Here is a 13,285-nt window from a genome sequence, read left to right on the forward strand (position 1 = left end):
ACACTTGCTTCCAATGTGCCGCAACGGCATGCCACTGCACAGGGGCAGCTATGGAATCAATAGCGGATTAGGGCATGCAATACACCGGTCCGTCACTCGGGCAAGCCCCGGTATTGCAATACCGTGACAGCTTGGGCATAGTGAATCCGACCGCCCCCTTTCTTCATCTCCCTTCCTCTTTCCCCTCTCTCCCAACCTCACCTGTTTCGCCGGCCACGCTTCATCCCGGAGCGCGGTCATTTCCCCAACCGTCAATTCTCAGGAGGTCATTCATGAATTTGACGATCAGCGGTCATCACCTCGACGTCACACCTGCCTTGCGCACCTACGTCACGAGCAAGCTGGACCGGATCACGCGACATTTCGACCAGGTGGTCGATGTCAAGGTGATCCTCACGGTGGAAAAGCAGAAGGAAAAGGAACGCCGCCAAAGGGCGGAGTGCAACATTCACGTCAAGGGCAATGACATGTTCGCGGAATCGAGCCACGCTGATCTGTACGCCGCGGTTGATGAGCTGGTCGACAAGCTCGACCGCCAGGTGGTCCGCCACAAGGATCGCCTGCAGGACCACCATCACGTGGCGCCCAAGCGCGTGATGTAAACGCCGGGCCCCGCGCCCCGCATCTCAGGCCGCCTTCGGGCGGCCTTTTGTTTGTCCGACCACATTGGTGGGGCTTTGCAAGGGCCTCCAGAGGAAGCGACGCCTCACGGCAACACATGTAGACGAAAGTAATTAGGGGGACTGGGGGTTTTTACCGAGGAGGTGCATAATCGCCCCCGCTCTGACCCCACCATGAATCGCCTCGCGTCCATCCTGCCGCCCGCTCAAGTGCTCGTGAGCGTTGACGCCACCAGCAAGAAACGTGCTTTCGAAGAAGCCGGCCTGCTGTTCGAGAGCCTTCACGGTCTGGGCCGTGCCCTCATCACCGACAGCCTGTTTGCGCGCGAGCGCCTCGGCTCCACCGGTCTGGGCCACGGCGTCGCCATTCCGCATGGCCGCATCAAGGGCCTCAAGGCGCCGATGGCCGCGGTGTTCCAGCTGGCGAACCCCATCGGCTTCGACGCTCCCGACGAGCAGCCCGTGGCGCTGCTGATCTTCTTGCTGGTGCCCGAAGCGGCCACGCAGAAGCACCTCGAAATCCTGTCCGAAATTGCCGAGCTGCTGAGCGACGCCGGCCTGCGCGAGCAGATCAAGTCCAGCACCGACGCCGCCGCGCTGCACGGCCTCATCGCCGGCTGGCAGTCGACCCAGGTCGCCTGAGCGCCCGTGCCGGGCCTGCCGCTGCTGATAAGCTGCGGCGACGCTTTTCTCTCCCTCCATCCTGACCAGAATGCCGGCGCCCCGCGCCGGCCGCCGCACGCATGAAGCCGACCGTCATCAGCGCCGATGCCATGTTCGAGGAGTTCCGCGGGTCGCTCCGCTGGGAATGGCTCGCGGGCCTGGGCGCCTCGGAGCGCCAGTTCGACCCCGACGTCATCAGCCGCGCACAGTCGGCCGCCGACCTGGTCGGCTACCTGAACTACATCCACCCGTACCGCGTGCAGATCCTCGGCGCGCGCGAGGTGGCCTACCTCACGCGCGGCAGCAAGGAAGACTGCGTGCGCCGCATCGGGCGCATCGTCACGCTGGAGCCGCCGATGCTGGTGCTGGCCGACGGCCAGGCCGCGCCCGACGAGCTGCTGTCGATCTGCGAACGCGCCCAGCTGCCGCTGTTTGCCACGCGCGAGTCGTCGGCCTTCGTGATCGACCTGCTGCGCGCCTACCTGTCCAAGCACTTCGCCGAGCGCACCTCGATGCACGGCGTGTTCATGGACATCCTGGGCATGGGCGTGATGATCACGGGCGAGTCGGGCCTCGGAAAGAGCGAGCTGGGCCTGGAGCTGATCTCGCGCGGCAACGGCCTCGTGGCCGACGACGCGGTCGACCTGTACCGCATCAACCAGAACACCATCGAGGGGCGCTGCCCCGACCTGCTGCTGAACCTGCTGGAGGTGCGCGGCATCGGCCTCCTGGACATCCGCGCGATCTTCGGCGAGACGGCCGTGCGCCGGAAGATGCGCCTGAAGCTCATCGTGCATCTTGTGCGGCGCGACAGCTTCGAGCGCGACTACGAGCGCATGCCCTCGGCGCCGCTCACGCAGGACGTGCTGGGCATCCCGGTGCGCAAGGTCATCATCCAGGTGGTGGCCGGACGCAACATCGCCGTGCTGGTGGAAGCGGCAGTGCGCAATTCGATCCTGCAGCTGCGCGGCATCGACACCTATGCCGACTTCGTGGCGCGCCACCACAAGGCGATGGAAAGCGGGCGCGATCCGGACTGAGCAAAGAAAAAAGCCCTTCAAAGTGAAGGGCCGCTTTCTGCTTCAGCAGGTCTTCAGCGTCAGCGCTTCTTGACGCAGTCGCCGCACAGGCCGTACAGCGACATGGCGTGGTCCTGCAGGACCCAGCCCTTGTCCTTGGCGATCATCTGCTGGCGCCGTTCGATCTCGGCGTCGTAGAACTCCTCGACCTTGCCGCACGAGGTGCAGACCAGGTGGTCGTGGTGCGTGCCTTCGTTCAGTTCGTAGACCGCCTTGCCGCTTTCGAAGTGGCTGCGTTCGAGGATGCCGGCCTGCTCGAACTGCGTGAGCACGCGGTACACGGTGGCCAGGCCGATGTCGGAGTGTTCGTTGAGCAGCACGCGGAAGACGTCTTCCGCCGTCATGTGCCGCTGGCTGCCGGTCTGGAAGATCTCGAGGATCTTCAGTCGCGGCAAGGTGGCCTTGAGGCCGGTGTTCTTGAGTTCGTCGATGTTGGCCATGATGGTTCCTGCGCCCTGGGCTGAGGCCGGGCCTTCAGGCTCGGCCGCTACAATGTTCGATCATATCGCTACCCCCTCTTCTCCCATGCCTGCCATCCTCCAACGCCGGCCCTGGTTGCTGGTTGCTGCCATTGCGGCGACGCTCGCCCTCGGTGCCTGCAGCGGTTTCAGCGAACGCACGCGTGGCGCGCTGTCTGCCGTCACCCCCTACAAAGTCGAAGTGGTGCAGGGCAATTTCGTGTCGAAGGAACAGGTCGCGGCACTCAAGCCCGGCATGTCGCGCCAGCAGGTGCGCGAGATCCTCGGCACCTCGCTGCTGAACGACGTCTTCCACGCCAACCGCTGGGACTACGTCTTCACGATCCGCCGCCAGGGCGTCGATCCGCAGGAGCGCCGCCTGACCGTGTTCTTCAACGGCGAACTCATGGACCGCTTCGAGGGCGATGAAATGCCCAGCGAAGAAGAGTTCGTCGCCACGCTCGACACCCGCCGCAAGAGCGGCAAGGTGCCGCAGCTCGAGGCCACCGAAGAAGAGCTCAAGAAATTCGCGCCCAAGGCCGACAAGAAAGCCGACACCACCGGCACCCCGGCAGCCCCCATGCCCGCGCTGCCGGCCGCCTACCCCCCGCTCGAAGCCGCGCGCTGAGCGTGCGCGGCAGGGCTCCGGCGGCGGCCACCCCTCCTGCGGGCGGTGCCCGCCGGACCGGTGGGGTTGCTTTTGTCGGTGTCCATGGCTCCCGTAGGGACTTTTCAACGACCGAATCCCCGTGACTGAACCGACCACCACCCCCACCTCCGCTTCTTCTTCCTCCGCTCCCGCGCTGCGCCGGGTGGCGATCGCCGGCGCCTCGGGCCGCATGGGCCACATGCTCATCGAAGCCGTGCGCAACGCGCCCGACTGCCGCCTGGCCGGCGCGCTCGACATCGCCGGCAGCGCCGCCCTCGGCGCCGATGCCGCGGCCTTCCTGGGCTTCACCAGCGGCGTGCCCATCGTGGCCGACCTGCGCACCGGCCTGCAGGACGCGCAGGTGATGATCGACTTCACCCGACCCGAAGGCACGATGGCGCACCTGGCCGTGTGCCGCGAGCTGGGCGTGCAGGCCGTGATCGGCACCACCGGCTTCAGCGATGCGCAGAAGGCCGAGATCGCCGAGATCGCCAAAGACATCGCCATCATGATGGCGCCCAACATGAGCGTGGGCGTCAACGTCACGCTCAAGCTGCTCGACATGGCCGCCCGTGCGATGGCCACCGGCTACGACATCGAGATCGTCGAGGCCCACCACCGCTTCAAGGTCGACGCGCCCTCGGGCACCGCGCTCAAGATGGGCGAGGTGATCGCCGATGCGCTGGGCCGCGACCTCAAGGACTGCGCCGTGTACGGCCGCGAAGGCATCACGGGCGAGCGCGACCCGTCGACCATCGGCTTCGCCACCATCCGCGGCGGCGACATCGTGGGCGACCACACCGTGCTGTTCGCGGGCATCGGCGAGCGCATCGAGATCTCCCACAAGTCGTCCAGCCGCGTGACCTACGCGCAAGGCGCGCTGCGTGCGGTGCGCTTCCTGAGCGGCCAGCGCAGCGGCCTGTTCGACATGTTCGACGTGCTGGGCCTGCGCTAAGCACGCGCACCACAACCAAGGACGCGAATGAGCGTGCTCGAACTGCTGACCCACGGTGACGGCGTCAGCCGTTCGGTGGCCGCGCTGCTGCTCGCGATGTCGATCGCCAGCTGGGTCGTGATCCTCTGGAAAGCCTGGCTGCTGCGCGGCGGCACGCGCGACGTGCTGCGCAGCATCGCGGCGTTCTGGCAGTCGGCCACCCTGGTCGAGGCCGAGCAGAAGCTGCAAGCCTTCGACCGCGCCGAACTCGTGCGTCCCGCCGTGGCCGCATTGCGCCAGGCCGCCACCGAAGCGCCCGGCGGCACGCTCGGCGCCACGGTCGACCGCAACCAGCGCCTCACGCGCGTGCTGCGTGGCGCGCTGCACGGCGCGCTGCGGCGCCTGCAGGCCGGGCAGATCCTGCTGGCCACCGTGGGTGCCACCGCGCCCTTCGTCGGCCTGCTCGGCACCGTCTGGGGCATCTACGGCGCGCTCGCGGGCATCGCGGGCCAGGCCGGCGGCTTCACCATCGACAAGGTGGCCGGGCCGGTCGGCGAGGCGCTCGTCATGACGGCCTTCGGCCTCGCCGTCGCCATTCCGGCCGTGCTGGCCTACAACGTGTTCGGCCGTGTGGTGGGCCGCGTCGAGGCCGAGCTCGAAGGCTTCGCGCACGACCTGCTCGGCAGCTTCGGCGAAGCGCCGGCACCCGCCGCACCGCCGCCCGCGCGGCCGATGCCTGTTTAAGGCGCAGCGCACGCCATGGCCTTTGGACGCACCTCACTGGGCAGCAGCGCCGCAGGCGGCGGGCGGGCCATGGGCGCGGGCGGGCAGCGGCCGCTGTCCGACATCAACGTCACGCCGCTGGTCGACGTGATGCTGGTGCTGCTGGTGATCTTCATCATCACCGCGCCGCTGATGGCCAGCTCGATCAAACTCGACCTGCCGCAGACCGACGCGGGCCAGCCCAACGACACGCCGAAGTTCGTGAGCCTGTCGGTCGATGCGTCGGGCAAGGTCTTCCTGAACGACAAGCCGGTGACCGATGAAGAGCTGACCGCCCAGCTCGAAAAGGCCGCCGCCGACAGCAAGGACACCGAGGTGCAATTGCGCGCCGACCAGACCGTGCCCTACGGCAAGGTGGTGGCGCTCATGGGCATCGCGAACAAGGCCGGGCTGAGCCGCATCGGCTTTGTCACCGAGGCCGAGGCGGCCCCCGCCAAAACGCGCTGAGCTTGCGGGCCCGGCCCGCCCGCCTCAGCCGAGCATCACTGGCTTCGTGTGCCAGATCTCGTGGGCGTATTCGGCGATCGTCCGGTCCGACGAGAACGCCCCCATCCCCGCCACGTTGAGGGTCGCCATGCGCGTCCACGCCTCCGCGTCGCGGTACAGCGCATCGACCTCGGCCTGCTTCGCGACATAGCTCGCGTAGTCGGCCAGCAGCAGGTAGTGGTCGCCCCAGTTCACGAGCGCGTCGTAGATGCCCTGGTAGCGCGCCGGCTCGCCCGGCGAGAACGCGCCGTCGCGGACCGCGTCGAGCACGCGCTTGAGTTCGGCGTTCTCTTCGTAGATCTCGCGTGGCTGGTAGCCGCGGGCGCGGATGTCGGCCACCTCGGGCGTGGTGTGGCCGAAGATGAAGATGTTCTCGGGACCGACGTTCTCGCGCATCTCGACATTGGCGCCATCGAGCGTGCCGATGGTGAGCGCGCCGTTGAGCGCGAACTTCATGTTGCCGGTGCCTGAAGCTTCCGTGCCCGCGGTGGAAATCTGCTCCGACAGGTCGGCCGCCGGCATGATGATCTCGGCCAGGCTCACGCTGTAGTTCGGCAGGAACACCACCTTCAGCAGCTTGCCCACGCGCGCGTCGGCGTTCACGGTGGCCGCCACGTCGTTGATGAGCCGGATCACCTGCTTGGCCATCGCATAGGCTGAGGCCGCCTTGCCCGCGAACACGACCACGCGCGGCACGATGTCGACCGGCGCGCCGCTGGCCTGCGCATCGAGGATGCGGTGGTAGCGCGCGATCACGTGCAGCACGTTGAGCAACTGCCGCTTGTACTCGTGGATGCGCTTGACCTGCACGTCGAACATCGCGTCGGTGTCCAGGTCGAGCTTCAGGTGCTCGCCGACCCAGTTGGCCAGCCGCAGCTTGTTCTCGCGCTTGGCATGGCGAAAGGCGCGCACGAAGGCGGGCTGCGCGACCATCGGGCGCAGCGCTTCGAGCTGCGACAGGTCGCGCCGCCAGCCCTTGCCGATGCGCTGGTCGAGCAGCGCGGCCAGCGGCGGGTTGGCCTGGGCGAGCCAGCGGCGCGGCGTGACGCCGTTGGTCTTGTTGTTGAAGCGCTCGGGAAAGATCTTCGCGAAGTCGGCAAAGATCGACTGCTTCATCAGCTCCGAGTGCAGCCCCGACACGCCGTTCACCGAATGGCTCGCGAGCACCGCCACGTAGGCCATGCGCACGCGGCGCTCGCCGGTCTCGTCGATCAGCGAGAGGCGGCGCACCAGCTCGACGTCCTGGCCGTGCGTCTGCGTCACGGCGGCCAGGAACTTCGCGTTGATGTCGTACAGGATCTGCAGGTGGCGCGGCAGGATGCGCCCCAGCATCTCGACCGGCCAGGTTTCCAGGGCCTCGTGCATCAGCGTGTGGTTGGTGTAGCTGAACACCTTCTGCGTGTGGCCCCAGGCCACGTCCCACGCCAGGCCGTGCTCGTCGAGCAGCAGGCGCATGAGCTCGGGCACGGCCAGCACCGGGTGCGTGTCGTTCAGGTGGATGCTGACTTTTTCGGACAGCTGGTCGAAGCTCGTGTGGTTGCGCAGGTAGCGGCGCAGCAGGTCTTGCACGCTGGCGCTGCAGAAGAAGTACTCCTGGTGCAGCCGCAGCTCGCGGCCCGAGGGCGTGGAGTCGTCGGGATAGAGCACGCGCGAGACGTTCTCGGAGTGGTTCTTGCTCTCCACCGCCGCCATGTAGTTGCCGCGGTTGAAGGCCGACAGGTCGATCTCCTCGGTGGCGCGCGCCGACCACAGCCGCAAGGTGTTGGTGGCCTGCGTGCCGTAGCCGGGAATGATGGTGTCGTAGGCCACGGCCAGCACGTCGTGCGTGTCGACCCAGTCGGCCGCGCCGTAGGGCGCGTTCTTGCCTTCGCGTTTTTGCACGTGGCCGCCGAAGCGCACGCGGTAGTTCACCTCGGGCCGCTGGAACTCCCACGGATTGCCGCGCGTGAGCCAGTAGTCGGGCGTTTCGACCTGCTGGCCGTCGACGATGCGCTGGCGGAACATGCCGTACTCGTAGCGGATGCCGTAGCCCATGCCGGGCACGCCGAGCGTGGCCATCGAATCGAGAAAGCAGGCCGCGAGCCGGCCCAGGCCACCGTTGCCGAGCGCCGCATCGGGCTCGCGCTCGGCCAGCGCCGCCATGTCGACGCCGAAGTCGGCCAGCGCCTCGCGCACGGTGCCGTACAGGTCGACGGCGAGGAGCGCGTTGGTGAAGGTGCGCCCGATGAGGAACTCCATCGAGAGGTAGTACACGCGCTTGAGGTCCTGCGCGTAGTTGGCGCGCGTGGTCGTCATCCAGCGCTCGACGAGCTGGTCGCGCACGGCCAGCGCAGTGGCGTGCAGCCAGTCGTCGGGGCTGGCGGCCACGGGGTCCTTGCCGACGGCGTAGATCAGCTTGTTGGCCACCGCGCGCTTGAAGGCGGCAACGTCGCGGTCGGGGTGGTCGTAGGCGAAGTCCTTGATCGTCATGGAGGCGTTCCCGGAGTGGGTGGTGGGGTGTGGGGCGGGGGTTTCAGGCCAGCGCCCGTTGGTACACATCGATGTACTGCGCGGCCGCCGTGCCCCAGTCGGCCGGGCGCCGCATGGCGTTGCCGCGCACGCGGCGCCAGTCGGGGGCGCGCTCGTACAGCGCGAAGGCGCGGCGCAGGGCGCGGTCGTAGTCGGCGTCCTCGAAGCGGTCGAACACGAAACCGGTGGCGGCGCCGCTGGCCATGTCTTCCAGCGTGCAGTCGACGACGGTGTCGGCCAGCCCGCCCACGCGGCGCACCAGCGGCAGGCTGCCGTACTTCAGGCCGTACATCTGCGTGAGGCCGCAGGGCTCGAACAGCGAGGGCACGATCGTCACGTCGCCCGCGCCGAAGAGCTGGTGCGCCAGCGTCTCGTCGTAGCCGATGGTGACGCTCACCGAGGCGGGCGCCGCCGCCGCGCGCTGGCGGAAGGCCTCTTCGAGCCAGCCTTCGCCGCTGCCCAGCAGCGCGAGCTGGCCGCCCTGCGTCAGCAGCGTGTCGAGGCCGCCGAGCACGAGGTGCAGGCCCTTCTGTTCGGTGAGCCGGCTCACCACGATGAACAGCGGCGCGTCGGGGCGCTCGGCCAGTCCCAGCTGGCGCTGCAGCACCGACTTGCAACGCGCCTTGCCGGCCATGTGGCGGCCCTCGGGCGTTTGGTAACCCTGCACCAGCGCGGCGTCGGTGGACGGGTTCCAGACCTGGTCGTCGACCGCGTTGAGGATGCCGCTGAGCACGCCGGCGCGCTGGCGCAGCAGGCCGTCCAGGCCGCAGCCCTGCTCGGGCGTCTGGATCTCGAGGGCGTAGGTCGGGCTCACGGTGGTGAGCTGGTCGGCAAAGTAGAGGCCGCCCTTCATGAAGGAGATCTGGCCGTGGTACTCCAGCCCGTTCATGTGGAAGGCCGGCGCCGGCAGGCCAAGTTCGGCGAAGTGCCAGGGCGCGAACACGCCCTGGTAGGCCAGGTTGTGCACCGTGAACACGCTGCCCGTGCGCGGGCCGCCCGCGCGCCGCGCGAAGGCCAGGTAGGCGGGCGCGAGCGCCGCGTGCCAGTCGTGCGCGTGCACGATGTCGGGCCGCCAGCCGGGGTCGAGCCCCTGCGCGAGCTGCGCCGCCGCCCAGCCCAGCAGCGCGAAGCGCCGGTGGTTGTCGCCGTAGGGCTGGCGCGTGGTGTCTTCGTAGGGGTTGCCGGGCCGGTCGTACAGCGCGGGCGCGTCGATCACGTAGGTAGGAATCGGCGGCGCGCCGGCGATGGCGACGTGCCCCGCGCGCAGGCCGAAGCGCTCGCCCCAGGGCGCGGTGAATTCGGCCACAGGCGCCAGGTCGCGCACGCCGGCCACGATGGCGGGAAAGCCCGGCAGCAGTGCGCGCGCCTCCTGCCCCGCGGCCATGAGTGCCAGGGGCAGGGCGCCGGCGATGTCCGCCAGGCCGCCGGTCTTCAGGAGGGGAAACAGCTCGGCGCTGACCTGGAGGATGCGCATGGTGGTGCGGTCGATCAGGCGGCGGCCGCGGGCGCGGGGTCCGGCGCGAGCCGCTTGAGCATTTCGCGTGTGACCAGCACCACGCCCGTTTCCGTGCGCTCGAAGCGCGCGGCGTCGGCCTCGGCGTCTTCGCCGATCACCGTGTCGTCGGGGATCACGCAGGCGCGGTCGATCACCACGCGGTTGAGCCGGCAGCCGCGGCCCACTTCCACGTCGGGCAGCAGCACGGCTTCGTTGATCTCGCAGAAGGAGTGGATGCGCACGCCCGAGAACAGCACCGCGCTGCTGATCTTCGAGCCCGAGACGATGCAGCCGCCCGAGACGATGGTGTTGACCGTCATGCCATGCTTGCCCTCGCGGTCGAGCACGAACTTGGCCGGCGGCAGCTGCCGCTGGTAGGTCCAGATGGGCCAGTCCGTGTCATAGATGTCGAGCTCCGGGGTGATCGAGGCCAGGTCGAGGTTGGCTGCCCAGAATGCATCAATCGTGCCCACGTCGCGCCAGTAGGCCTTGGCGTCGGGTCCGCGCGAGGCGCGCGTGACGCAGGACATGCTGAACGGATGCGCCAGCGCGCGGCCCTCGGCCACGGCGCGCGGGATGATGTCCTTGCCGAAGTCGTGGCTCGAGTCGGGGTTGGCGTTGTCTTCCTCGAGCAGCCGGTACAGGTAGGCCGAGTCGAAGATGTAGATGCCCATGCTGGCCAGCGCCAGGTCGGGGTGGCCGGGCATGGCGGGCGGGTCGGCGGGCTTCTCGAGGAAGCTGGTGATCTGGCGGCCGTCGTCCACCGCCATCACGCCGAAGGCCGTGGCCTCGTGGCGCGGCACCTCGATGCAGCCGACCGTGCAGCCCAGGCCGCGCTCGGCGTGGTCCTTGAGCATGATGGAGTAGTCCATCTTGTAGATGTGGTCGCCGGCCAGCACCACCACGTAGTCGTGCGGCGTGGAGCGGGTCTGGATGATGTCCAGGTTCTGGAACACCGCGTCGGCCGTGCCGCGGTACCAGTGCTCGTCGCCCATGCGCTGCTGCGCGGGCAGCACGTCGACCATCTCGTTGAGCTCGGCGCGCAGGAAGCTCCAGCCGCGCTGCAGGTGGCGCATGAGCGAGTGCGACTTGTACTGCGTGACCACCGCCATGCGCCGGATGCCGGAGTTCAGGCAGTTGGACAGCGCGAAATCGATGATGCGGAACTTGCCGCCGAAGTACACGGCCGGCTTGGCGCGCCGGTCGGTGAGCTGCTTGAGGCGGGAGCCCCGGCCGCCGGCCAGCACCAGCGCGATGGTGCGGCGGACCAGTTGATGGGCCTGCAGGGGGGGCTGCGGGGCCTGGGTTCCCTGGGTGTTGAGCTTGTCCATCTGTGTCTCCGTTCGTTCGTTCGCTTGTTGAATTCGTCGTCGTCGTCAGAGTGTCCGCACCGAGTCTGGCACTGTGCCGTGGGCTTGGCTCCTACGTTCTTGCAAGCCAGAGGCTCGAAACCGGCACCTCCACCGCGCGGCCCAGCGGGCGGGGCGCGGCGCGCAAGGCGTCGGGGTCTTCGGCATCGGTCGCCAGGCAGCAGCGCCAGTCTCCATTCGGCAGCGTGAAGGTGACGGGGCCCGGGCCTGCATTCACCAGCACCAGCCAGGCGTCCTCGGCATGCCCGAACAGGATCGCAAGGGCCGTGCCCGCGTGCCAGTCGGCTGGCGCCATCGGCTGGCCGTCGGGGCGCAGCCAGCGCAGGCCCGGCGGTGCGCCGTCGGCCGGCGGTTCGGCCGGCCACCAGCGCGCGCTGCGCAGCGCCGGCGCCTCGCGCCGCAGGGCGGTGAGCTGCGCGACGAAGGCCGCCAGGCGCGCGCGGTCGCTGGCCGGGTCGGACAGCCCGATCCAGCCGAGCCAGGTGGTCTCGTTGTCCTGGCAGTAGGCGTTGTTGTTGCCGCCCTGGCTGTGGCCGAGCTCGTCGCCGGCCAGCAGCATCGGTGTGCCCTGGGACAGCAGCAGCGTGGCGAGCAGCGTGCGTTGCAGCCGCGCACGCATCGCACGCACGGCGGGGTCGTCGCTCGGGCCTTCGACGCCGCAGTTGGTGCTCAGGTTGTGCGCATGGCCGTCGCGGTTGTCTTCGCCGTTGGCGAGGTTGTGGCGCTGTTCGTAGCTCACGAGGTCGCGCAGCGTGAAGCCGTCGTGCGCGGTGATGAAGTTGACGCTCGCAGTCGGTGCGCGGCCGTCGTGCGCGAAGCTTGCGCTGGAGGCCGTGAAGCGGTGCGCGAAGTCGCCCAGGTCGGCGGCGCCCTCGCGCCCCTGGCGCAGCCAGAAGCCGCGTTGCGTGTCGCGGAAGCGGTCGTTCCATTCGAGCCAGCCGGGCGGGAACTCGCCGAGCCGGTAGCCGCCGGGGCCGAGGTCCCAGGGCTCGGCGATGCGCAGCGTGCGCGACAGCACCGGGTCTTGCGCGATGGCCGCGAAGAAGGGCGCGCGCGCATCGAAGCCGCGCTGCGCGTCGCGGCCGAGCACGGGGGCTAGGTCGAAGCGGAAGCCGTCGACGCCCATCTCGCAGGCCCAGAAGCGCAGGCTGTCCATCACGAGTTGCAGCACGCGCGGCTCGCCGAGGTTCAGGCAATTGCCCGTGCCGGCCCAGTTCTCGTACAGGGCGCGGTCGTCGGGGCGCAGGTGGTAGTACAGGGCGTTGTCGATGCCGCGCAGCGAGAGCGTGGGGCCGAGTTCGTCGCTTTCGGCGCTGTGGTTGTAGACCACGTCGATCACCAGCTCCATGCCGCGCGCATGCACCGCATCGGCCATGGCGCGGAACTCGCTGGCGGGCGTGGTGCCGGGGCGGCCGCTCCAGAAGCTCGCTTCGGGGGCGAACCAGCCGACGGTGTTGTAGCCCCAGTGGTTGGTCAGGCCCTTGGCGAGCAGGCGCTGTTCGTCGGCGCGGTGCTGCACGGGCATGAGGCTGAGGGTGGTGATGCCCAGGCGTTGCAGGTGGTCGAGGACGGCGGGTTCTGCGAGGCCTGCGTAGGTGCCTCTTAGCGGTTCGGGAACGCCTGGGTGCTGGTGGGTGAGGCTGCGGATGTGGAGTTCGTACAGGACGCGGTCTGTGGGGGGGATGCGGGCCTGGCCGGCTGTTTTGGGTGCGTTGCTGGGGGCTGTGACGCGGGCCTTGAGGGCGATGGGGGCGTTGTCTCTGTGGTCGCGTTGGGTCGGGTCTGTGGGGGCGTGGCCCAGGAAGAGGTCGCTGCCGTTGTAGTGGCCGAGGATTTCTCGGGCGTAAGGGTCGAGGAGGAGCTTGGCGGGGTTGAAGCGCTTCCCCTCATGGGGTGCCCACGGGCCGTGGACTCGGTAGCCGTAGATCAGGCCGGCTCTTGCGTTGGGAAGCAGGCCGTGCCAGATGCCGTCGGTGCATTCTGGGAGTGGAAGGCGCTGTTGTTCGCTCTTGCCTGTGCTGTCGAAGAGGCAGAGTTCTACTTTGCTGGCTGATGGCGCTGTGAGGGCGAAGTTGACGCCTTGCTGCGTGAGTGTTGCGCCTAGGGGGTGGGGGTGGCCTGGGCTCAGCATGTTGTGGGCCTCCCCGTGGGGTTGTTTTCCGAGGCCGGGACTCGCCCCGGCGGGCGACTCACTTTCTTTGCTTCGCCAAAGAAAGTAAGCAAAGAAAGGCGACCCCACT

The 13,285-nt window shown here is 68.6% G+C and carries 12 protein-coding genes; 7 read left to right on the forward strand and 5 right to left on the reverse strand.

Annotation, left to right across the window (positions count from 1 at the left end; all coding sequences use genetic code 11):
- The first annotated feature begins 272 nt into the window (after nucleotides 1-272).
- The 3 genes from hpf to hprK all read left to right on the forward strand — a co-directional run bounded on the left by hpf (nucleotide 273) and on the right by hprK (nucleotide 2,323).
- Nucleotides 273-602 (forward strand): ribosome hibernation-promoting factor, HPF/YfiA family, encoded by a 330-nt coding sequence (gene hpf / locus AC07OX_RS24245; RefSeq protein ID WP_013538898.1) that lies wholly within the window; start codon nucleotides 273-275, stop codon nucleotides 600-602.
- A gap of 192 nt (nucleotides 603-794) precedes the next feature.
- Nucleotides 795-1,262, forward strand: coding sequence for a PTS sugar transporter subunit IIA (locus AC07OX_RS24250; RefSeq protein WP_042581318.1), 468 nt, complete (start codon nucleotides 795-797; stop codon nucleotides 1,260-1,262).
- 101 nt (nucleotides 1,263-1,363) lie between these two features.
- Nucleotides 1,364-2,323: an HPr(Ser) kinase/phosphatase gene (gene hprK / locus AC07OX_RS24255; protein ID WP_062481041.1), complete on the forward strand. Its 960-nt coding sequence runs from the start codon at nucleotides 1,364-1,366 to the stop codon at nucleotides 2,321-2,323.
- 59 nt (nucleotides 2,324-2,382) lie between these two features.
- Here hprK and fur read toward each other — a convergent pair whose 3' ends face one another.
- On the reverse strand, nucleotides 2,383-2,802 hold the full coding sequence (fur, locus tag AC07OX_RS24260) for a ferric iron uptake transcriptional regulator (RefSeq protein ID WP_062481042.1): 420 nt from the start codon (nucleotides 2,800-2,802) through the stop codon (nucleotides 2,383-2,385).
- 85 nt (nucleotides 2,803-2,887) lie between these two features.
- Between fur and AC07OX_RS24265 the strand changes: the two genes are divergently transcribed.
- The 4 genes from AC07OX_RS24265 (at nucleotide 2,888) to AC07OX_RS24280 (ending at nucleotide 5,633) form a co-directional block, all read left to right on the forward strand.
- On the forward strand, nucleotides 2,888-3,448 hold the full coding sequence (locus tag AC07OX_RS24265) for an outer membrane protein assembly factor BamE (RefSeq protein ID WP_062481043.1): 561 nt from the start codon (nucleotides 2,888-2,890) through the stop codon (nucleotides 3,446-3,448).
- Between the two features lie 175 nt (nucleotides 3,449-3,623).
- The gene (gene dapB / locus AC07OX_RS24270; RefSeq protein WP_095747406.1) at nucleotides 3,624-4,424 is read left to right on the forward strand and encodes a 4-hydroxy-tetrahydrodipicolinate reductase; all 801 of its coding nucleotides are present in this window, start codon (nucleotides 3,624-3,626) and stop codon (nucleotides 4,422-4,424) included.
- 27 nt (nucleotides 4,425-4,451) lie between these two features.
- Nucleotides 4,452-5,147 (forward strand): MotA/TolQ/ExbB proton channel family protein, encoded by a 696-nt coding sequence (locus tag AC07OX_RS24275; RefSeq protein ID WP_354345458.1) that lies wholly within the window; start codon nucleotides 4,452-4,454, stop codon nucleotides 5,145-5,147.
- Between the two features lie 15 nt (nucleotides 5,148-5,162).
- Nucleotides 5,163-5,633: an ExbD/TolR family protein gene (locus AC07OX_RS24280; protein WP_062481048.1), complete on the forward strand. Its 471-nt coding sequence runs from the start codon at nucleotides 5,163-5,165 to the stop codon at nucleotides 5,631-5,633.
- Between the two features lie 24 nt (nucleotides 5,634-5,657).
- On the opposite strand, the gene AC07OX_RS24285 is transcribed toward AC07OX_RS24280, so the two are convergent.
- The 4 genes from AC07OX_RS24285 to glgX form a co-directional block, all read right to left on the reverse strand.
- A complete protein-coding gene (locus tag AC07OX_RS24285; RefSeq protein WP_495262138.1) occupies nucleotides 5,658-8,141 on the reverse strand; it encodes a glycogen/starch/alpha-glucan phosphorylase in 2,484 nt (827 codons plus the stop codon).
- A gap of 43 nt (nucleotides 8,142-8,184) precedes the next feature.
- Complete coding sequence (gene glgA / locus AC07OX_RS24290; protein WP_495262139.1) at nucleotides 8,185-9,654, reverse strand: glycogen synthase GlgA; 1,470 nt, start codon at nucleotides 9,652-9,654, stop codon at nucleotides 8,185-8,187.
- A 14-nt stretch (nucleotides 9,655-9,668) separates the two neighbouring features.
- The gene (glgC, locus tag AC07OX_RS24295) at nucleotides 9,669-11,006 is read right to left on the reverse strand and encodes a glucose-1-phosphate adenylyltransferase (RefSeq protein WP_390347118.1); all 1,338 of its coding nucleotides are present in this window, start codon (nucleotides 11,004-11,006) and stop codon (nucleotides 9,669-9,671) included.
- A gap of 91 nt (nucleotides 11,007-11,097) precedes the next feature.
- On the reverse strand, nucleotides 11,098-13,176 hold the full coding sequence (gene glgX, locus AC07OX_RS24300) for a glycogen debranching protein GlgX (protein WP_495262140.1): 2,079 nt from the start codon (nucleotides 13,174-13,176) through the stop codon (nucleotides 11,098-11,100).
- Nucleotides 13,177-13,285 lie beyond the last annotated feature (109 nt).

This window comes from Variovorax sp. GW821-FHT09D07 (assembly GCF_059416345.1).